This is a genomic window from Gracilibacillus sp. Marseille-QA3620, from assembly GCF_054950035.1.
This window is the reverse complement of sequence record NZ_CM143102.1, coordinates 2,106,492-2,128,369: the sequence shown is the minus strand read 5'-3', so window position 1 is coordinate 2,128,369 and position 21,878 is coordinate 2,106,492. Positions and strand designations below refer to the sequence as shown.

Sequence of the window (21,878 nt, the reverse complement as noted above, 5' to 3'; positions counted from 1 at the left end):
GGAACAGGGAGATGGAAGAGGTGAAGGATCAATCCTTTTGGCCAAGCGGAGTACCAACAAAGCTTACATACAAATGTGGTGAAAAACCGCTCCATGAATACCTCAAACTGAATGCTGGAGCACATCCCGATAAAGCAGCCTATCTATTCTATGGGAATACCATTTCCTATAAGGAGCTTGATCATTCCGTAGATCGCTTTGCTCAGTTTCTGCATAATCAGCAAATCAAAAAGGGAGACCGGGTGGCACTCTACATGCAGAATTGTCCCCAATATATCATCGCTCATTATGCTATTCAGCTTATTGGCGGGATCGTTGTTCCTTTAAATCCGATGTATAAAGAAGCGGAACTTCAACACCTCCTAAATATAGTGGAAGCAAAGGCCATCATTGCCGGGACAGAGCTATATAGGAGAGTGTCATCCATTCGCTCGAGCATCCCATCCATCGATTTAGCCATCACTGCTCATTATGCAGATTATCTCCCCAAAAAACCAACCTTGCCGATTCCAGAAGAATTAAAGGACAAAAAAATCACACATCCTGATGCGATTGATTTCAAAAGGATTTTATACTACTCCACTCCCTATAAAGGGAATGTGAAACTTGATCTATGGACAGACATCGGTATGATGGTCTTTACATCAGGTACCACTGGACGTTCTAAAGCAGCGATGTTGCCCTATGGGAGCAGCTTATTCAAGACTGCAGCGACGTGGACAGCCAATCAATTTGAGGAAGGCTCGTTCCTTTCGATTGCACCGCTTTGTCATATCGCCGGTATGGTAATGGGGGTGTACCTGCCAATCTACAGCGGCCAGCCATGCGTGATGCTGACCCGCTTTGATGTAGAGGCAACTGTACAAGCCATCGAACAATACAAAATCACTCATTGGTATAGTACCGCTCCCATGAATCTTGCCATCCTGAAACTTGAGGATAGTAAGAAAAGAGATTTATCCTCCTTAAAACAGAATCCATCTACGAGCTTTGGCGCATCTGTTACAGAGACATTAGCTTTTCAATGGGCCGAATTGACGAATGAGTCCCGGCTGTATGAAGCCGCATACGGGTTGAGTGAGACACATACTTGCGATACCTTCATGCCAAAAGACAAGGTGAAATGGGGAAGCTTCGGTATTCCCACATATGAGACAAAGATGAAAATCATCGATATTGAAACAGGTGAAGGAATGCTCACAGGCGAAAAGGGAGAAATTCTCATTCAAAGTCCTGCCGTCTTTAAGGGCTACTATAAGAACGAGAAAGCAACAGCTGAAACGATAAAGGATGGCTGGGTTCATACAGGCGATATTGGAAGCATAGACGAGGATGGTTATCTGTATTTCCATGGAAGATTGAAGGAAATGATTAAGACATCTGGCTTTAGTGTGTTTCCAGAGGATGTGGAAGCCATGCTGAATGAGCATCCGGCCATATGGCAAAGCGCGGTCATTGGTGTTCCTGATCCAATGAAGGGAGAGGTCGTAAAAGCCTTTATCGTCCTTCAGCCAGGAATCAAAGAAGCACCGACAATGAATGAATTAAAAGAATGGGCAAAGAGTAAAATGGCTGCTTTTAAGGTACCCAGCCATATTGAATGGATTCATAAGCTCCCAGCAACAAGCTCAGGTAAAGTATTAAGAAGATTGTTAAAGGAAGAGCCAATTCATTAAGAAGACAGGGGGGTCATAATGATGTTTATATCCAAGCAATTACAAGAGCATGCAGAAAGATATCCAGACAACGTCATCACATCCTTTAAAGGACGTGAAACAACCTATCGTACATTTTTCGAGAAGGCTTGCAGCCTGGCCCACTTCCTGAAGGATAAGGGATATACAAATGAAGACATTATCGCCCTATATTTGCCTAACTCTGATTCGTTTCTGATTGCCTATTATGCCTGCCAGCTAGCTGGAGTGCCTGTGCTGCCAATCAATACAAAGCTTGCTCCTCCAGAGGTCGAATATATTATCAAGCATTCAGAGGCAAGGATGCTGATCTATGATATAAAGCTTGCTGCGGGCTTGCAGAATGTTTCTCTTGATTTATTCCAAGATGTCCTTGAATTAGGTGGAAAGAATACCTTTGAGGCCGTTACAAGCTCATCAAAGTCAAATACTGAGCTTCCATCCTTACATCCAGATGATACAGCGGTTATCTTTTATACATCCGGAACCACCGGACGTCCTAAAGGGGTCATGCTATCTGTCAGGAATGTCGAGTCTATTGCGGAAATATGGGCAGACTCTCTGGAACTTGGCGCAACAGACCGGATGCACATCGTTACGCCGCTCTTTCATTGTGCAGCAAGCCATTGTTTCTCCATTCCAACCATTCAACGAGGCGGGACGGTCATCATTGAAGAACAATTTTCTCCAGCCGAGACCCTTCATACGATGGAGAAGGAAAAGGTAACCCTTTTCTTTGGTGTTCCAGCCATTTATAGCACTCTACTTCATACGCCATTGATGAAATCGAAGGATTTAAGCCATCTTCGTCTGTTTGCTTATGGGGCAGCACCGATGCCATATGAGCTAGTCAAACGGCTCAAAGCACACTTTCCGAATGTTAAGCTTCAAAATCTTTACGGACAGACAGAAAACTCTCCAGGGGCAACGACATTAAAGGATGAATATGCCTTAGAGAAAATTGGATCAGTAGGTGAACCTCTCCCAAATACAGAGGTACGTGTGGTTGATCCTTCCGGACGTGATGTTACGCCTGGTGAAGTAGGGGAAATCATTGTAAAGGGACCACAGGTAATGAAAGGGTATCTAAAGAATGAACAAGCAACAGCGGCTGCTTTGAAAGACGGATGGCTATACAGCGGGGATCTTGGAAAGCTGGATGAAGATGGTTTGCTTTATATTGTGGACCGAAAGAAAGACATGCTGATTCGCGGCGGAGAAAATGTGTATCCGATTGAAGTCGAAGAAGTGTTATATCAGATGGAGGAAATTCTCGAGGCAGCCGTTGTAGGCATACCGCATGAGGTCTATGGGGAAGTTCCGAAAGCCTATGTTGTTTTAAAGGAAGCTAAATCACTGACAAAAGAGGATATTACTCATTATTGCGGGCAGAATCTCGCAAAATATAAAGTTCCAACAGAGGTTGAATTTATTGATGAGCTTCCGCGCAATGCGAGCGGGAAGGTGCTGAAGCATACACTTAGGGATAAAGCGAATGTGTAAGGGTCAAATGAATAGTGAGGATGGGAAGCCTGTTTTCTGTCATTACGGAGCAGAAGACAGGCTTCTTTTTTGCTGAGTTAAAAAGAAACGAATCATCTACACATGCATATGATCGTCAATCTTAACCATTGTTCCAAATCTTACATGTTAGAATACCATATATGATCAACTATACATCCTGATGGAAGGTGAATAAATGAGGGAATACACGAGACTTTTTATTGAAATACTCTTTATCACCTTTTTATTATTCTATGATTACTCAATCCTGCCGCAAATTGATAATCAATGGATGTCTGCAGGTTTCATTCTCATTCTGTTTATCCTTTTTTCACCAATTAATTGGCTAATGTCAGCAAGAAAACAAGGGACTATTTCATCGGTCCATTCAAGATTGATTGTCATTATGTATAGTCTTGGCTTGCTGATGACCTTTAAGATTACAGGCCTTCAATCATCGAACGATATCAGCTTACAAAACCCATTCCTTTGGCTGGTTATTGGGCTTTCTTTTACTCCCGAGGTTAGGTTTTATACAGGCAAATTAAAAAGGAATTCATAAATGATTTTCCTTACATAAATGGAGGAATAGTAGATGATTGGAGATGTTCTCGGTTGTCTATTATTCATCCTTTTTACTGTTCAACCCTCTCATGCAAATGAAAGCAAAGAGGGTTTCTTTATAATTATCGACTAACAGTTCCAACAACCTTTTTAAAAAACGATGTTCTTAATCTTCATAGTGTATGAATCATCATGTAGGCAAAAGAAGATACACCTTAGACGGAAAAAAAAGTAAATCAATCATGCTCCTTCAACAGCTCATCAAGCATCTTCCCGCGGTTATCTAAGAAATACTTCGTAATCAAGTAATGATCCGTCATTTCGTAGGTGATTTCATTTAATTGATCTTCATCGAAACTAACTATTTGTGCATCTGGATAGCCAAGCAGAATAGGAGAGTGGGTCGCAATGATCAGTTGAACATTACGATTCTTCGTCAAGTCATGAATCACTCGTAAAAACGTTAATTGGCGAGCGGGAGAGAGGGCAGCTTCCGGCTCATCTAACAGATAGATGGCCTTCTTGTAGAAACGGTTCGAGAATAATGCGAGAAAGGACTCTCCATGGGATTGTTGATGAAGAGACTTTCCTCCATAGCTTTGATAACCATCATCATCAACTTCATCTATGTACGTAGCAAAATGATAAAATGTTTCAGCGCGAAAAAAGAATCCATTTGAAATTTTCGGCAGCCAGGATAAACGCAAATAATCACTAAGAGGAGCATCAGCTTTGTCCACATCGTATAGATTGCTGCGACTGCCCCCAGCTGTATTAAACCCTATATTTGCTGCAATCCCTTCTAATAAGGTAGACTTTCCGGTGCCATTCTCACCGACGAAAAACGTAACGGGTTTCTTAAACGTAATCGAATCCAAATTCCGAATAGCGGGGATGGAGAAAGGATATTGATCATGATGTTGAATACGGTCAGGCAGGAGTGTAACTTTCTTCAAAAACATAGCAATCCTCCTTCATGTTCATTATATTTATTTAATCCTTTCTGAAGGGGTTTTACAACCCTTAACCATTCTATAAAACATTGTTAAGCAACATTCCTTTCAAAGAACTATGTGCCAAATCTTCATATACTAATCGAAACATCATCATCAAGTAAAAATAATCCGCTTAAATACGAACAATTAAATATAATATCGATATTTAGTTCGTACTTAACCAACCAAAATGCCAATCACTCACAGGCTGGATACAACACGATTTGCTGAAAAAACGAACAATATTGAATGATGCGATGTTTTTAACATATGTTGGAATTATGTAGCCAAAAAGGGGAGGAAATGGGGCGGTGTTCATTTCGCCAATTTAGAACATGTGTTCCTGTTGGAAGGAAGGCATGATGGCTATTCTACGAAAATTATCTGTCAGAACTTTATCAAATCCTTTATACTACTCATATAAGAAAACACTAAGGAATGATAGATATGTGGAAAAAAGTAGACGGACGCTTAATTCAGGCGACAGACACATCACGAGTCAAATTTAGAACGAATATTAGCAAGGCTATACTCGATCGACTCGCTATTATGGCGGATGAAAATGATACATACATTAATTATTTATTGGAGACTGGCTTAGAAAATGTGCTATCAAGAGGGGAGATCATTTACAATAAGGAGACTCGTCCAAAGGACCGCGTCCAATATAAAACAACCTATGATAAAGAATTATTAGCTAAGGTGAAGGAGTTTGCTAAGCAGCATGATCTCTTCATGAACGATGTCATTGAGTACAGCGTAAGCTATATTGATATCGATAAAAGCAAGGATCGAGACTATAAAAACCGAATAGAACGCTAATATATAGAGCTTTATTAAACAGACAGAAAAGATTTACTTTTTCTGTCTGTTTTACGTTTATCACTAAAAAGGCCGTTTGTTTGTATCTAGGTTAATACCGCCAAAGGGTTGTAAGTTAACCGTCATATACAAAAACTGACCAATATAAGTAAAAAGCTGTCAGATAGGAATTATGACTAAACCAATCATTTAAGCTTAAATTACAGCTTGTCATTCATATTTTATTTTACCACTGGCTATGCTAATGACATGATTTAGATTCAAATTTCGAAATCGGCGTGTGGAAGCAATGAGTGGATAGAGATTAGTGATGAACTTATCGGGATGAATGAGCTAAGGCTGAAAGCATACCATTCATTTATGTAAAGCTGTGAATGGTGAGGGGAAAGGGCAAGTTACCGTTCTAATTAAGTTTTTGAAATCAACGCCCCGAACATAATATGTATTATAGGAAGTTAATGATTGAAACGTTTCAAATGTCTCATTTGAGAAGATTACTCAAGCAATTGAGACAAAACAAAGAAAATTAGGCATTCATTAACACATATCGATTTTTATGTATTTTCATCTATTATTAAATTATTTTATTACACGCAGCTAATTCATTTTAATATGAAACCAACGAAATATTCTTTCGATTGGTATTAGATTTAATATGCTGCTGATCTACAAGCAATATTCAATCATTCACATTATTGTTCCATTAATTAGGTTGCTTGAGATTGGCTCTCAGACGAAACGAACGTTTCTTTAGTGAACAACTCTCCATCTCATTTTATTTCTCAACACCCTAGTTAACATAATATATTTATGTGATTACACTCTATTTTCCTAATCAGCATGTGTTTGATGGCTATAAATTCGTTGTATCAATACGGTTTTTATCATATGGCTCATATGGCGGTACATCTTCCATATCATCTATATTAAATGATGAATCTTGCTGTGGATTTTTCGTTTTTCTTTCTTCTGCATTCGTGTGATTTTCTTTCTTTTTCATGGTATCATTCCTCCTTTACTATACAAATTATGTTCTCCTGGATTCATGGCTGTATTCATGATTCCTCATAAAAAAACCTCCAGATCATTGGAGGTTAATTAAATCTTTTCGTGATTCAAGCGTGTTTTTAAATAAGGATCGGCTGGTTCTTCGTATACTTCCTCAATGTCATGCTCTGAATCCTGTGGCAGCTTCTTTTCTTTCTTTTTGTCTTTTGTCAGCTTAGATAAATCCTTCTTATGCTTTCCTTGAAGTATTTTCATTGCTGTCATGCCTCCTTACAAACATCTTCATTCTTTTTTTCCCTCCCCCATCCCCTTTTCAACTGGAATTATTTCACAATAAAAAAAGAAGCCATAAAGGCTCCTTTATTTCAGCTGATTAGCAGCAAAGATTTGGTCAATCATTCCCATGATTTCAATGGAATCCTTCCATGTCATTAATGGTGATTCAACTAAACCTTCCTTCATGCATCTGACAGCTTCACGAATTTCATATTCAAACCCATTGATTTCATAGGGCTCTGCTAGTGTTCTTTCCTTTCCAGAGTCTAAAATGATGGTAGCTGACTGCGCATTTGAGAAGAGTGGGATATGTATTCGACCTTTTGTTCCGAGTATGCTAGCTTCCTTATGGGTATTGGCCTGAATCGTGGAATAAATCTGTGCAGTTGCGCCATTTTCATACCCGAGTAAAATGGCATCACTTTCATCAACACCGGTAACGCCATAAGTTAGTTGACTCTGTACATATTTAGGCTGATTGCCTAAGAAGTAGGCTGCATAGGACACTGGGTAAATGCCAATATCAAGTAACGCACCGCCGCCTTTCTCGATATCATATAAACGTCCTTTAGGATCAAACTCAGCCTTGAAGCCCAGCTCAGCACGAAGTGACTTAATCTCTCCAATTATTCCCTCAGCAAGGAGCTTGCGCAGCTGAATATTAACCGGAAGAAAACGAGTTTTCATCGCCTCCATGAAGAAAATGTTCTCGCGTTTCGCAATCGCAACAACCTCTTCAATTTCAGCTTTTGTCATCGTGACAGGTTTTTCACATAAAACGCCTTTCCCATGTTCGAGTGCAAGAATTGCCTGATCTTTATGGAATGGATGTAGAGTAGCGACATAGACCGCATCAATCTGCTCGTTCGCAACGAGCTCTTCATAGGATCCGTAGCATTGTGCCTCCTGAACATCATACTGCCTGCCAAATTGTTCTGCCCTCTCTTTATCTCTAGCCGCGATACCAGCAAGCTCCATGCCTTCTAGCTGCTTAACAGCTGCGGCGAAACGATGGGCAATATTGCCTGCCCCGATGATTCCCCATTTGAATGTATCTGTTTTCATAGATGGACCCCCTAACACTTAATTTCATTTTATTATTATCATATCAATAATACCTGAAAGGAGGTATGAAATTATCATCTTTTCTAGATAAAAGAGGATGGGACAAAAAAATGTTCTTTAAAAACGAATGATTGGCACTTATTCTTCTACTTCAATAGCAGTTGGGAATACAAGTTAAGTTCGTTCTATTCCACTAGTCACTAATTCATGCATGGAAACAACCAATAAAGACCCGAATGATTAGATGATCGATTCATTCTCCCTTATCGTCTAATCACTCGGGCCTCTTTTATTGTTTTATATCATCTCTGATTCTTTTATATGTTTAAAGGAAATGACAAATCCAGTTGTATCTTTAGAGCTTTGTACACTCACATCTGCATCATAGATGTCCGTTAGATTTTTGATAAGCCATAAGCCAATTCCTGCCCCAACCGTTTGTTCCTTTGCTTTATTAGTCCGATAATATTTATCAAATATTTTGCCCATTTTATGGTATTCAATGCTGGAATTTGTATTGACAACATCAATGAGTATTCGATTCTCCTCATCCTGCTGCTCTCTGATTCCAATGAATATGGACGCCCCCTCTTTTGAATACTTAATGGCATTATCGAGCAGGTTCCGAATGATTAATTCAATCGAGCCTTTATCAATCCATATTAAACGGTTTGGATTGACACAATGTTCAAAGCTAAATGTCCATTCAGGATATTTCGATTGATATTCTATGTAGATAGGCTCAATTTCTACTATTGGCTTGATCCAGCTGTCTGGAGGTGAACCCCCTAAGTAATAAATATCATAGGTCACTTTAATACTAGACAATAAAGAAGTAATATTCTCTGTTTCATTTACAACGGAATAAAGGTTTTTCTTAAGCTCTTCATCATCGATTGTATCCTCTATTAGCTCTATTTCATTTTTAATATTATGAGCTGGATTCTTAATTTCATGAACCATTTCATCAAGGAAGGCTTTACTTTCCTGCACACCATCCTGTAGCTCCAAAACCGTCTGGTTCACGACATCAATCGTATTTCGAACCTTTGGAATCATTGGTCCATCATAGGTGAATACCTTCATGTTAAATTTCGTCATGCCCAGGAAATGCTTTCTCATCTTATCTAGTGGGCCATAATAAAGCTTTCTCATTAACTTAAGATTAATAAAAATCATCATAGATAATATGGCAAAAAAGAATAGGCAATGAGAAAGAATGGTTTTAAATTCATCTAATAATGTCGTACTGACTACGCGATATAAAGTAATATCCCCAGTAAATAGATCACTCTCAATATGGTGGTCAATCCTAAGAAAGGCTCTTCCCTCTCCCTCCCCTATCTGAATCCCGATATTTTCTTGCGAGTAAATATTATAAACATTTTCTAATTTACTATTCATCAGGAACTTATTTAATAATGGAACGAGAATGGCATCAACTCCTTGATAAATATAATTTTTTTTATATTCGGTATTTGTATTATAATAAAAGGCACTTGACTTAGCATCGTTATTATTTACAGAGACAAACTCGTTGCCAACTGGAATATCTCTTAGAATGTCTATAATGTTATCAGAATCCTGATTTTCCATAAATAAATGTTCAATCTGTATATGTGTCGGTAACATCTCATATGCTTCTTTCATTAGTAGGTTCTCTACCCTTATATATCCGTATAAAAAGACAATACTAAATACAAGTATCACGAGCAAAACATAAGCAGTAAGCATGTAAATCTGAGGATTATTTTTCCACTTTTTTATCGAAATCAATACTGTAGACACCTTTCCTTTTGAAGATTTTATCGAAACAGTACATCACCATTAAAACATCCAAATCAATTGTTTGGGTAACTTTGAAAAAAGAGTCCATCTTTATTCTCGAATAAAGTGGCGCTGATGTTCTTATCTTTGTTGAATAATACATCAATATAGTATAAGAATAGATAACAAACACACTGCTAATTAATACAATGAGAAAAGAAAATGAATATAATAGTTCGTTTTTTTGTCCATTTAAACATGGACAATCCACTTTCACTTTTATTGTTTCTATATCTAATTTATTATACCACAATAATTTAAAAAGACTTTCTTAAAAAATATTTATTCATATCCATCAAAAAACAGAATGGTTGGGAAAATTTCATATAAAAAACACCCCTCTTTAAAGGAGGGCACTGAAAAAGTCCTTAAATCTTACTAAAGCCCCTGTTCCTTCAATCTATGGAAGGAACAGGGGCTTTTTTGTCGAATTCTTACCTTATCACAAAAAAGTGGGTGTAACGATGATTCAACGTCAACTGTCTATGAACTTAAGTCCTTATTCGGCTCTTTACGATTTAATAGTTCCTAACGATAATATTCTTCGAAGAATCAATGAGCTTATTGATTTTTCCTTCGTATATGATGAACTGAAAGACCATTATTGTCATGACAATGGACGGAATGCCGTTCACCCCATCCGAATGTTTAAGTATCTATTGCTAAAAGCCATTTATGACTTATCAGATGTGGACATCGTGGAACGCTCACGGTACGATATGTCGTTCAAATATTTTTTAGACCTGTCTCCTGAGGATGATGTCATAGATCCTAGTTCTTTAACGAAATTCCGTAAGCTCCGTTTAAAAGATCTTAATCTTTTGGACTTGCTTATCAATAAAACGGTCGAAATCGCCATTGAAAAGGAAATCATTAAAAGCCATTCTATCATCGTTGATTCCACCCATTCCAAGGCTAGATATAACCAAAAGACGCCTAAAGAGCTGTTGGCAGAGAAATCAAAGCTGCTTCGAAAAGCCGTTTATCAAGTGGATGAACAGATAAAAAATCAACTGCCAGCCAAGTCCAAGACAGAGGTCTTAGAGGATGAGGTGAGCTATAGCCAAAAGCTTATCGAGGTGATTGAAAAGAATGAAGTCCTACAAGAGTATCCTAAAGTCAAGGAAAAAATAAATGTACTGAAGGAAACCATTGAGGATATAAATGACCAGCTCCAATTATCCAAGGATCCAGACGCACGAGTTGGGCATAAATCAGCTGACTCTTCCTTTTTCGGTTACAAAACACATCTTGCCATGAGCGAAGAACGTATTATTACGGCCGCCGTTATTACAACTGGCGAAAAGAACGATGGAAAGCAATTGAAATCGCTTATTGAGAAGAGTCAAAAAGCCGGCATGGACATTCAAACCGTCATTGGTGATGCCGCCTATTCTGAAAAGGGAAATATCGAGTATGCGAATAAAAGTGAAATGATGCTTGTGGCTAAGTTAAATCCAGCGGTAACGCAAGGGACGCGTAAAAGCGAAGATGTTTTTGATTTTAATAAAGACGCTGGAATGTATGTCTGTAAAGCTGGTCATATGGCCATACGAAAGGCTCGGCAAGGAAAAAAAGGGGGCAGCAAAAATCAAGTTGATACCTATTATTTTGATGTGGAAAAATGTAAAGTCTGTCCTTTTAGAGACGGGTGCTATAAGGAAGGAGCCAAAACCAAGAGTTATTCCGTAAGCATCAAATCAAATGTACACACGGAACAGATACAATTCCAAGAAAGTGAGTATTTTAAAGAGAAATCGAAAGAACGGTATAAAATTGAGGCAAAGAATAGTGAATTAAAACACAGACACGGGTATGATGTAGCCAATTCCTCGGGTCTGATTGGTATGCAATTACAAGGGGCTATGGCTATTTTCGCCGTAAATGTGAAACGGATATTGACCCTATTGAACTAAAAGGGATGGAATATATCCCTTAAAAATAATAAAAGACGGCTCAAAAATTCATATTCTGAACTTGAGCCGTCTTTTTTATGTTTGTCGACTTAACTTATGAAAAAAACGAAGTTTTTCAGTGCCCTCCTTTAAAGAAGGATGTTTTCCTAAATCCTTTTATTTTTTTATTGGTCCATAATGGTCTTCGAGCGCTGTCTGCAAGATGCCGATTGACCTTTCAATTTCTATCTTCATGAGCTTACGATAAGCCTCCAGTTCCTCTTTCCCCTTCTCTGTTAAGTAATAAATGAAAACTTCTTGAATGTTTTCATGGGGGTCTCCTTTTATCTCACTTCTCCGTTTGACGAAGCCTTGTTTATATAACTCTTTATAGGTTTTGTATAATTCGGTATGAGACGGAGAATATCCGTATGGCTTAAATTTCGCTCTCAGGTCGTCTAGTACAACTGATCCATAGTCTTTCGGTCTTGCGGCAATTTCAAGTAAATATAGCTTTAAGAATGCTTTTTGTTTTAATAAGAATCCCCTGCTCATGAAAGTCACCCTCTCTTTTGCCAAGCCGTTCTTCCCTCTCATTATACTACTTATTGGAAAAAACAACTTGAATAAAGGCTAATTTCATGTAAAATTCACCTTGCTTACTTATTATTGATAAACAATGAAGATTTAGCACATAGTTATAAAAGAACGTATGTGATTTTAGCAGAGTTCCATCTTCCATATTTCAAGCTCTATTCTTATATGGCACCATTCTCAATATTAGTCATGTTTCACATGTTCAAAGGTAAGGATGAACCCTGTTGTATTATGGGTGCTTTGAACCGATACTTCAGCTTCATAGATCTCTACAATGTTTTTTACTAGCCAAAGACCGATACCTGCACCAACTGTACTCTCTTTTGCATCATTCGTGCGGTAATATTTATCGAATATTTTCCCAATCTTATTATATTCAATGCTTGAATCTGTATTGACGATATCTATTAGAACCTTGTTTCCGTTATCGTCCTCTCGGATGCCAATAAAAATGGATGAGCCATCTCTCGAATATTTGATGGCGTTATCCAGAAGGTTTCGGATGATTAATTCGATAGAACCTTCATCCATCCATATTTTCGTTTTTTTCTTCAGATGATGTTTAAAATAGAAAATTCGATTTTGTTGCTTGGCCCTATACTCATTGACAATATTCTCTATATTTATTATGGGTTCAATCCAGATATTTGGCGGTTCTCCTCCTAAGTAATAAATGTCATAAAGAATCTTAATACTTGAAAGCAAGGAGATGATATTTTCCGTTTCCTTTGTAACGGAAGAGAGATTTAGCTTAATATCCTGGTCATCAATGCTATCATTAATGAATTCAATTTCATTTTTAATATTATGGGCTGGATTTTTAATTTCATGGACCATCTCATCAAGAAAGGATTTTGTCTCGATAATGCCTTCCTGCATTTCTAATATCGTATTATTGACAACATCAATCGTCTCTTTCACTTCTGATAAAGCCATTCTTTCATAATCAAATAATTTCATATTAAACTTTGTATGTGAAGCATAGTGTTGTCTCATTTTTTTAAAGGGGATAAAGAGTAACTTATTGATGACGATGTAATTAATCATCGTGAATAGGATGGCACAGCAGGCTATAAACAAAGAGTGATAAATAAGACCTTTAAATCGGTCGAGGAGATTAGCCGTGAGGTTATCCATCACATAAATATCGCCTTTAAAGTGTTCTGTATCAATCGCATGAACGACTTGAAAATAAAATCCATCGCTAGTCTCTCTAAAATTGATCGTGACATGCTCATCATAAAATGAATTTACCACATCATCAATGTTTATTTGCTTAAGCATGGTGTTTAATAACGGAATAAATAATTGATTGATGCCTTTATCAATCATGGAGTCTATTTCGTTGTAAAAGATATTTTTTAATCCGTTTTCTTTATTCTTTACAAAGATGATTTGCGAACCTTTAGGAAGATCTAGGAAAGCTTTTTCTAAATCAGCATCAGACAGGTCTTTATTACTAATTAGTTGCTCCACATGCATATGAATGGGAAATAGTTCAAAAGCTTCTTTCCTCATCAAGGCGGATGTTCTTGTGTAAGTATAAAGAATAATTGTACTGCATATCAGCAGAATGAGCATAAAAAATGAAAAGAAAATAGTTATTTTTGATTTACTTATCCATTTAACCATTAATCTCCGTCCATTCTATTACTATGTATTTAAACTAAATTAAACAACTCAAAAAGACTACTTATTATATCACGATATTTTTTGAAATCGATTATTAAGAATATTTATTAAACTAATAAGTGGTCGCTTTTATCTTTCAGTAGATAACTGGACTCCTTCTTCTTCACTCACCATTGAGAAGATACAACGAATCAAAAAACCTTGTCTGCCCCAAATAGTATTCGCCGATACCTCACGAATTCCATATACATTGTAGTTAAGCTACTAAAGATTATTCTGTTTACAAAACATTGTATTCGCAGTGGTTCGTCCTTTTTGAATAAGCAGCTTATTGCTTGTTAAAGTAATAATTATTCTCAAATAACTATATCTTGCTGCTATGTCTTTTTATACTATGAAGATTTAAAACATAGTTTATTTAGATCACTTGTGCTTAAAAGGTCCTTAAAATATCATGTTTTTCTTTCACTTGATTGCCTATTTTAGTAACTGATTATGAAGATTTGGAACATGGTTATAAAAGAACTATAATGCAAGAAACCTGCCACCGGCATCATATGGGGATTAAGCCAACATAAAAACCGAATCTGCGGCAGATTCGGTTTAAGGGTTGATTTATGAAAGGCTCGCTTCTTTTTTTGGTTTTTTCAAGTCTTCATATAGGCATTTAATCAGGTATGTTGCAACAGCAAGATCATCCACCTGTCCAAATCCAACAAAAAAATCCGGGATAACATCTACTGGCATAATAATATACAGTCCCGCTCCCAAAAGAGCAAACTTCGTTTTTTTCGACAGTTTTGACAACAGCTTTATCCTCCTCTGACCCTTCATCTTGGGTTCGACTCATTTTAACAGAGGAATTAAAAAACTGTCCATAAAAAACTAATGTACATGTTGGACCATTTCTCTAGCGGCTTTCTTTCCTTCTTTGCTCCACCGATAAGCACCGACTATGAAAGGTATTTGGAGGGGAAGCCGTAGCCATAGAGCAACTGGATGTGCCTTCTGTTTAGGCCCGAGCGGTTTCTTCTTGAGCGTCATATAAATATTGACAGGATAGATGAGAATCATAAAGATGGTTAAAAGCATACCAGTCAGCCTTTTGAATAGATTAAAAAAGAGGGCAATACCCGCCATGAGCTCACAAATCCCTGTAAAAAGCACGAAGAAGGGCCGAAATGGAATCACTTTCGGCATGATATAGATAAAATTCCTTTTGCGGGTAAAATGCAGGATTCCTGCTATTAGTAAAACAAAGCTATAAAGGATTCGTGTAAGGTTTCTCATCGTTTCCACTTTTCCTCCCTTTTTCCTCCTCTATTCCTTTCCTTTAGCTCTTGTAAACACATAGAAGTGATGACTAATCTTGTGTAAGGGTCGATAATTGAATTATTCTAATGTAGTTTGATTGAGTCATTCGATAAATACGGTTTGCTCCTTATTTTCCTCTTTCCATGATTCTTCCATAATTGCGGCGATGTTATCACTCTCATTTTCTTCATCTAACGTGTCCATTAGCTAGATGACACCAAGAAAAAGGGATTTGCTGCTATTAGCAGGGGTTATTTTCATCCATTCGTACCCTCCGAACATGACTTTTCTATATGGTTACAAACCAACATATAAGAAAGACCGGTTATTTATCACCGGTCTGTCCTTAATTGCCTTATAGCCTCTTCTAAGTCTGTTACAGGTGCATGACAAACAAAGTTTTCACATATATAATACGTTTGTTTATCTAATACGCGATAACCCTCCGTAAATGGCGCCGCGTTTTTTAATTTAGAGCTATCCGTCCCTGCCAAATAGGTGACTTCCGGAAGAAACTCCTTCTGTAGGTAATCCAGGAATGGGTCGTCAAGATAAGGCTTGGCAAACACAACTGCTTCCTTCATCTTCATTGCTGTTGTCAAATACGCCATCAGCATGTATGTGTGGCCCATTGGATAGTGGGTTACATCCGCTCCGCTCGTCCTGAAAAGCTCTTCAACCTTCTCTTCAAGCTGAAAGTCTCCCGTAAGACGAGAAAGTCTTAATAGCTGCAGTGCAGCAACGCTATTGCCGGATGGAAGAGCCCCATCATAATATTCCTTTGACCGTATGAGGAGTGCTTCATTATCTATCCCATAGAAATAAAATCCGCCATGCTCATCATCCCAGAAAAGGCGAGTCATTTCTGAAGCCAGTTTTTTCGCTTGCTCAAGATAGGCTATATTTAACGTCGTCTCATAAAGCTCAATATACGACCATTTCAGGTAGGCATAATCATCTATAAAGCCTTCCTGCTTAACCTCCCCATCTCGGTACCGAACCATTACACGTCCATTCACCATAAGTTCCCTCTCGATAAACTGAATGGCCTGCTCCGCCGCTCCAATAGCTTCCTTATGGTCAAAAACACGTCCTGCCTTTGCCAAACCAGCAATCATCAAGCCGTTCCATGCAGTCAGAATCTTATCATCCTTATGCGGATGAATTCGTTCCTCTCTTGCCGTAAATAGCTTTTGACGAGCTTCCTCCAGGTCACGCTTCACTTCGTCAGCATCCAAGTCATTATGAGCGGCAAATGACTCAATTGGCTCGCGAATAAGATTCGGAATAGATGCCCCTTCAAAATTCCCTTCTGGTGTTATATCAAAGACGGCGCAGTAAAGGTCGCCAAGCTCTTCACCTAAAAGATCAAGAACGTCTTCATAGTCCCACACATAGAACTTTCCTTCTACGCCTTCCGAATCAGCATCCTCCGCTGAATAGAAGCCTCCTTCTGGATGACGCATATCACGCAGCACATATGTGATAATTTGCTCAGCCGTCTCCTTATACTGCTCATCCTTCGTCACCTGGTACGCCTCTGTATAGGCCATGAGCAGCATCGCATTGTCATAAAGCATCTTTTCAAAATGAGGAACGAGGTAAAGCTCATCGGTAGAATAGCGGGAGAATCCATAGCCAATATGATCGTAAATTCCACCTCGACGCAGTCCGTCTAATGTTTTCTGTACCATCTGCAGGGCCTTCTCATCCTTGCTGAACTGATAATAACGAAGCAGGAACAGCAAATTATGCGGTGTCGGAAACTTAGGTGCCGCTCCAAAGCCGCCATACTGTTCATCAAACATACTCTTAAATTGCTTAACAGCCGCATCAACCGCAACGAGCGTCAATGCCTCACCACTAGTGGATGGAGCTGATTCCAGCGCCTTATGGAGCCGCTCGCCTGTCTTTGTAATCTTTTCTGGATCATTCAAATACACATCATAAAGCTGCAGCACGATATCCTTCATTCCAGGAAGACCATATCGGCTATTCTTTGGAAAATATGTCCCTGCATAGAACGGAACCTGATCAGGCGTCAAAAACACATTCAGCGGCCAGCCGCCCTGACCAGTCATAATCTGGCACACATTCATATAAATCGAATCAATGTCCGGGCGCTCCTCCCGGTCTACCTTAATAGAGACAAAACGCTCATTTAAGAGAACAGCAATTTCCGGATCCTCAAAGCTTTCCCTCTCCATAACATGACACCAATGACAGGTAGAATACCCGATGGACACAAATACAGGCTTATTTTCCCGCTTTGCCTTCTCGAAAGCCTCCGCTCCCCATGGGTACCAGTCAACTGGGTTATGAGCATGCTGGAGAAGATAGGGGGATTTTTCGTTGATTAGCCTGTTTGACTTCGAATTTCCACTCATTTAGTCATCACTCCTTTCCGGTAGAGATATATGTCCGTTCTCTTCCTACCATTCACTTCTTTTATTAGTATAAACCTATTCCCATAATTTATTGATTAAGATGTCTTAAATTAAAACAGACAGATAGGAGTGTCAGAAATGACTTTCTATCTGTCGAAAAATCTATTTAACCACCATATTTCACCTCTAATGACATCCTTATACCGCTTGATTCTACGGAAGCTACTGTTGAGTCACCTTTTACCTAGTAGCCTCTAACTACATCTTCAAACAAATAATTTCTCCGATAATAAACACGAAAATGGCCAATCGTGATTTTTCAATTTAGGCTAGATTTCATCTTCAATAAATCTTAAACACTTATGACGCGTATTGCAGATATTTGCGCTTATCTAGTTGTAGTATTCAGCCAATATTGACTTCCATCTGTCGTTCTATTCATGAGTCCGAAAGTGATAAGATATCTTCTTTGTTCTACATAATCGGCTTTTGAATACATCGAGAGAAGCTCAGCATTTATGTCCTGTTCTGAATACGTTTTTCCTTCCTCGAACGTTTGGATGAATGTATGTAATAGAATATATTTCTTCTTCTCCTTGGAAGGAACCGTCACTACTTTTCCGTTTTTCACGAAGTTCGCCATCACTTGATCTCTTTCACGTTCTGTATAACTGTACCTCATGTTTAGACCTCTTTTCTATTAAAGGCTTCTATGTAAAGTCGTTTACCATTTCTTTATCATTTCATCTAGTATGTATACTTCAGGCGCTCCGCTTCATCAGTCAATCCAATAGACTGCATCTCTTTAATCAAAAATTTTTTTAATTCAGGTTCATCCATCAATAAATACGTAAATTGGGCTTCTCTTATAAAGGCAAGCTTGCTTTCAAGAGAGGCTGAACCAAAGAAATTTCTCACATCAGGCAGATTGACATTCATATCTTTTTCAAGCTTGTAAAGCCTGTGTTTAGTTATTTTAGGCTGATTTGATCTGATACCCAGTCCACCCATCGTATGCAGAATAATTTGGTTCTCTCTCTCCTTTTTCACTTGTCTTTGAACATAATCATAAATATCCTCAATTAGCGGACCCTCCACTGCTGTTTTCAGTTGATTAATAATAAAGCTGTTTCTAGCCGCATACTCCTCATCTATTTCGTCGGCGAATTCTTCTAAGCATTCATGGTAATCCTCTTCTTCCTCAAAGTATTGGAAGTTCGATATGATAGATGCATCTCTCAGTGTACAAACCAACCTTACAAACTCCCGCAAGTTTCGCGCGACAATCTTGAAAGGATTGTCATAGTCCATAGGACTGATACAGATGACAAATGCCTCCTCTAGATTTTCTACTGTTCCAAAGTCGGTTAATAAGCCATAGTGAATTCCATCAGCTCCAATACTCGCAAAGGTAATGACATCACATGGTGTACAATCATATGCAATCCGCTCTGTATCCAATATTAGTGATAGATCCATGTCGAGTGAATAGCCTTCTTTCTCGAGCCTTCTATCCAATTCGGATAAGTGCATAAGAGTTAGGGGCAAATTTGTATATTTACCATAATTAATCTTCCTCGTCATTTAACATACCTCCCTCATTAAATGGATCCAGCTTCTACATACTTGTTCCACATAAAAGATGGTAATCCTTCTTGAGAAAGAAATGTTTTATACAGCAATAAAAAAAGACCCCAATATAAATCAGGATCTTGTTAGATTCACTTATTAGGCTTTTTGTACGTTAGATGCTTGAGCTCCACGAGCGCCTTGTTCGATGTCAAAAGAAACTCTTTGACCTTCATCTAAAGATTTGAAGCCATCGCTTTGGATTGCTGAAAAATGTACGAATACATCTTCTCCCGCTTCACGTTCGATAAATCCAAAACCTTTTTCTGCGTTAAACCATTTTACTGTACCTTGTTCCATTAAGTGTTGCCTCCTAGTGCTCTTAGCACGATAGTTACTATTCTTGCTCAAAACCTTAGATGAAAATCAACCATCATTCTATATGAAAGAACAAAAAATAATACCTTCTCAGGTTAACAGATATTGGATATAATTGCAAATGCGTATTTCATTAAGGTTTGGAGATAAAAACGAATCCCCCAGCTATACTCATGAGCAATCCACTTCAATTGTGTTATACATAAACAATTATCGTCTATATGTTCCGGCATAAAATCGATCAACACTTGATTTGTACTAAGCCATTAACCCGAATAAATGAATCTTTTATTGAACAATCACTCCAAAGAATATCATCATGCTTACATCCTGATTCCTAAGTGTGAAAAAAGACATCGATTAGCGAACCTAACCGATGTCTTTTATGGTTTAATCACATGAATGTAATGGTACTGATGTGTGTCCCTCTAGGCATTATTCTCTCTATCAGCAACATTCCTACAATATAAAAGCAAAGTATAAGATGAATAACAAACATAACACATACATAATTGGGTGAATTTCTTTATATCGCTTTTGAGCTGCTAAACAAATCGGATAAAAAACAAAACCTAATCCAATCCCGATTGCCACACTAGATGTAAGAGGCATCATAATAATGGTTAAAAATGAAGGAATGACAATTTCTAATTTCGTCCAGTTTATCTTGCTGATTTCCGATGCCATCAATGCACCGACAATGATTAATGCAGCCGATGTAACCTCCACTGATATAACGGCAACAAGAGGAGAAAAGAATAAAGCAATCACAAAACAAGCGGCAATAACAACAGACGTGAAGCCTGTTCTTCCTCCGACAGCAATACCAGCGGAGGATTCAACACTTGTAGCGGGTGTCGATGTGCCTAAAATAGCGCCAATTACACCAGCCGTAGAATCGGCAAGCAACCCTTTTCCGATATTTGGTATCTCGTTGTTTTTCATCATTCCTGCTTGACTAGTTAAAGCAATCAAGGTGCCTGCTGTATCAAAGAAGGCAACAATTAAAAACGTGAAGATAACGGTCAGTATTTCCGGTGTAAAGATCTCATCTAAATGAGAAAATACAACACCGAATGTTGGCTTGATGCTCGGTATCGTTCCAACAATCGAAGAAGGAACCTCTATTAATCCAGCTATCATTCCTACAATCGTTGTAATGACCATCCCGTAGAAAATCCCGCCGTTTATGCCACGTACTAACATAATAATGGTCGTGATAAGACCAATAATGGCGAGCAGGGTCATAGGTGAAGTTAAATCACCAATGGAAACAAACGTATCAGGATTACCAATAATCATTCCGCCATTTTTTAACCCTATGAATGTGATGAAAAATCCAATCCCAGCAGCGATGGCATATTTTAAATCAGCTGGAATGATATTAATGATCTTTTCTCGGATTTTCATTAAGCTTAATAGCATAAAAATGATGCCTGCGACAAAAACACCCGTTAAGGCAACTTGCCATTCTATCCCCATCCCTATACATACAGAAAAGGTGAAGAATGAATTCAATCCCATACTAGGTGCAATGGCGATAGGGTAGTTTGCAAGCAACCCCATAAGTAGGGTTCCGATGATTGCAGTAAGTGCTGTTGCCGTGAATACAGCCCCATTATCCATCCCGGATTGACTTAGAATAAGCGGATTGACAACTAATATGTAGGCAATCGATAAGAAGGTCGTTATCCCTGCAAGTGTTTCCTGCTTATAGGAAGTGTTCCGTTCTGCAAATTTAAAAAAGTCTTTCATGTTGTCGTCTCCTTAGATTGATTGAGGAAGCTTCTATGATTAGTAAAGAAATCGTTCATTTGGCTTTCTCGGTAGATATGAAAAAAACTTTGACCATTATTTGGCCAAAGCTTTTCTACAAAACGGAATAAAAAAATCAATCATTTCTCATCCCTTGTAGACAAGCTATTATCGGTAGCTGGTAGAAACGTTCAAGCCATATTCTTGAATTTATACAAGGTTTATCTATTATATTAAAAACATTAGTATTCTAACAATCTACACTTAAAAAGTCAATGAATTAATAGGGATAGACTATTCTTGCAATAGGTGGAAGCCAGATGGAAGCCGATACTATTTCCATATAGCATGTCCTTTAACGGAGGAATGTATACAGGGCATTAGTCCAAATGCTTAGTAAATACTTATTGAAGTAGGTTATGAACTGTGTTCATAAAGAAAACCGATCTATTGTAGACAGCTTAGGCAAATCAAAGGCGGAGAAAATACGGATTTGGCTGGTTGGCGGGTATGTGATCGAGGATTTTGATTCTTATTATACATCGAATAAAACAGATGGGAAGATCAGGTGAAATATTGGATGATTTATCATGATCC

At 38.2% G+C, this 21,878-nt stretch carries 20 protein-coding genes and 1 riboswitch; of the genes, 6 read left to right on the top strand and 14 right to left on the bottom strand.

Annotated features, from left to right (window positions below):
- Positions 1–11 precede the first annotated feature (11 nt).
- The 3 genes from ACY8DX_RS10840 (at position 12) to ACY8DX_RS10830 (ending at position 3,759) form a co-directional block, all read left to right on the top strand.
- Positions 12–1,676, top strand: a complete 1,665-nt coding sequence (locus ACY8DX_RS10840) for an AMP-binding protein (RefSeq protein ID WP_049670914.1) — start codon at positions 12–14, stop codon at positions 1,674–1,676.
- A gap of 21 nt (positions 1,677–1,697) precedes the next feature.
- A complete protein-coding gene (locus tag ACY8DX_RS10835; protein ID WP_049670915.1) occupies positions 1,698–3,197 on the top strand; it encodes a class I adenylate-forming enzyme family protein in 1,500 nt (499 codons plus the stop codon).
- A 196-nt stretch (positions 3,198–3,393) separates the two neighbouring features.
- A complete protein-coding gene (locus ACY8DX_RS10830) occupies positions 3,394–3,759 on the top strand; it encodes a hypothetical protein (RefSeq protein WP_462406872.1) in 366 nt (121 codons plus the stop codon).
- Positions 3,760–3,997: 238 nt separating this feature from the next.
- Here ACY8DX_RS10830 and ACY8DX_RS10825 read toward each other — a convergent pair whose 3' ends face one another.
- On the bottom strand, positions 3,998–4,723 hold the full coding sequence (locus ACY8DX_RS10825) for an AAA family ATPase (RefSeq protein WP_462406871.1): 726 nt from the start codon (positions 4,721–4,723) through the stop codon (positions 3,998–4,000).
- Between the two features lie 480 nt (positions 4,724–5,203).
- On the opposite strand from ACY8DX_RS10825, the gene ACY8DX_RS10820 reads away from it, so the two are divergent.
- The gene (locus ACY8DX_RS10820; RefSeq protein WP_462406870.1) at positions 5,204–5,578 is read left to right on the top strand and encodes an rRNA methyltransferase; all 375 of its coding nucleotides are present in this window, start codon (positions 5,204–5,206) and stop codon (positions 5,576–5,578) included.
- 853 nt (positions 5,579–6,431) lie between these two features.
- Here the strand turns inward: ACY8DX_RS10820 and ACY8DX_RS10815 are convergent.
- From ACY8DX_RS10815 to ACY8DX_RS10800, 4 genes are all read right to left on the bottom strand, one after another.
- On the bottom strand, positions 6,432–6,578 hold the full coding sequence (locus tag ACY8DX_RS10815; RefSeq protein ID WP_156185605.1) for a hypothetical protein: 147 nt from the start codon (positions 6,576–6,578) through the stop codon (positions 6,432–6,434).
- A gap of 98 nt (positions 6,579–6,676) precedes the next feature.
- The gene (locus tag ACY8DX_RS10810; RefSeq protein ID WP_462406869.1) at positions 6,677–6,841 is read right to left on the bottom strand and encodes a hypothetical protein; all 165 of its coding nucleotides are present in this window, start codon (positions 6,839–6,841) and stop codon (positions 6,677–6,679) included.
- A 105-nt stretch (positions 6,842–6,946) separates the two neighbouring features.
- Positions 6,947–7,927, bottom strand: coding sequence for a Gfo/Idh/MocA family protein (locus ACY8DX_RS10805; protein WP_462406868.1), 981 nt, complete (start codon positions 7,925–7,927; stop codon positions 6,947–6,949).
- A 297-nt stretch (positions 7,928–8,224) separates the two neighbouring features.
- Complete coding sequence (locus tag ACY8DX_RS10800; protein ID WP_462406867.1) at positions 8,225–9,577, bottom strand: sensor histidine kinase; 1,353 nt, start codon at positions 9,575–9,577, stop codon at positions 8,225–8,227.
- A gap of 641 nt (positions 9,578–10,218) precedes the next feature.
- Here ACY8DX_RS10800 and ACY8DX_RS10795 point away from each other — a divergent pair.
- Complete coding sequence (locus tag ACY8DX_RS10795; RefSeq protein ID WP_049669787.1) at positions 10,219–11,670, top strand: IS1182 family transposase; 1,452 nt, start codon at positions 10,219–10,221, stop codon at positions 11,668–11,670.
- A 156-nt stretch (positions 11,671–11,826) separates the two neighbouring features.
- On the opposite strand, the gene ACY8DX_RS10790 is transcribed toward ACY8DX_RS10795, so the two are convergent.
- From ACY8DX_RS10790 to ACY8DX_RS10750, 9 genes are all read right to left on the bottom strand, one after another.
- A complete protein-coding gene (locus tag ACY8DX_RS10790) occupies positions 11,827–12,204 on the bottom strand; it encodes a helix-turn-helix transcriptional regulator (RefSeq protein WP_231589506.1) in 378 nt (125 codons plus the stop codon).
- A 225-nt stretch (positions 12,205–12,429) separates the two neighbouring features.
- Positions 12,430–13,764 (bottom strand): sensor histidine kinase, encoded by a 1,335-nt coding sequence (locus ACY8DX_RS10785; RefSeq protein WP_462406866.1) that lies wholly within the window; start codon positions 13,762–13,764, stop codon positions 12,430–12,432.
- A gap of 729 nt (positions 13,765–14,493) precedes the next feature.
- Positions 14,494–14,685, bottom strand: a complete 192-nt coding sequence (locus tag ACY8DX_RS10780) for a YkvA family protein (RefSeq protein WP_462406865.1) — start codon at positions 14,683–14,685, stop codon at positions 14,494–14,496.
- A gap of 78 nt (positions 14,686–14,763) precedes the next feature.
- Positions 14,764–15,168 carry a DoxX family protein gene (locus ACY8DX_RS10775; RefSeq protein ID WP_462406926.1) on the bottom strand — a complete coding sequence of 135 codons (405 nt, stop codon included), beginning with the start codon at positions 15,166–15,168 and terminating at the stop codon, positions 14,764–14,766.
- Between the two features lie 356 nt (positions 15,169–15,524).
- On the bottom strand, positions 15,525–17,579 hold the full coding sequence (locus ACY8DX_RS10770) for a thioredoxin domain-containing protein (protein ID WP_462406864.1): 2,055 nt from the start codon (positions 17,577–17,579) through the stop codon (positions 15,525–15,527).
- Positions 17,580–17,967: 388 nt separating this feature from the next.
- On the bottom strand, positions 17,968–18,261 hold the full coding sequence (locus ACY8DX_RS10765; RefSeq protein WP_462406863.1) for a DUF2087 domain-containing protein: 294 nt from the start codon (positions 18,259–18,261) through the stop codon (positions 17,968–17,970).
- A gap of 65 nt (positions 18,262–18,326) precedes the next feature.
- Positions 18,327–19,163, bottom strand: coding sequence for a hypothetical protein (locus ACY8DX_RS10760; RefSeq protein ID WP_462406862.1), 837 nt, complete (start codon positions 19,161–19,163; stop codon positions 18,327–18,329).
- Between the two features lie 144 nt (positions 19,164–19,307).
- Positions 19,308–19,508, bottom strand: coding sequence for a cold-shock protein (locus tag ACY8DX_RS10755; RefSeq protein ID WP_049670927.1), 201 nt, complete (start codon positions 19,506–19,508; stop codon positions 19,308–19,310).
- A 477-nt stretch (positions 19,509–19,985) separates the two neighbouring features.
- Positions 19,986–21,281: an NCS2 family permease gene (locus ACY8DX_RS10750; protein ID WP_462406861.1), complete on the bottom strand. Its 1,296-nt coding sequence runs from the start codon at positions 21,279–21,281 to the stop codon at positions 19,986–19,988.
- 137 nt (positions 21,282–21,418) lie between these two features.
- A riboswitch (purine riboswitch) is annotated at positions 21,419–21,519 on the bottom strand.
- Between the two features lie 181 nt (positions 21,520–21,700).
- On the opposite strand from ACY8DX_RS10750, the gene ACY8DX_RS10745 reads away from it, so the two are divergent.
- Positions 21,701–21,853: a hypothetical protein gene (locus ACY8DX_RS10745; RefSeq protein WP_462406860.1), complete on the top strand. Its 153-nt coding sequence runs from the start codon at positions 21,701–21,703 to the stop codon at positions 21,851–21,853.
- The last annotated feature ends 25 nt before the right edge of the window (positions 21,854–21,878 follow it).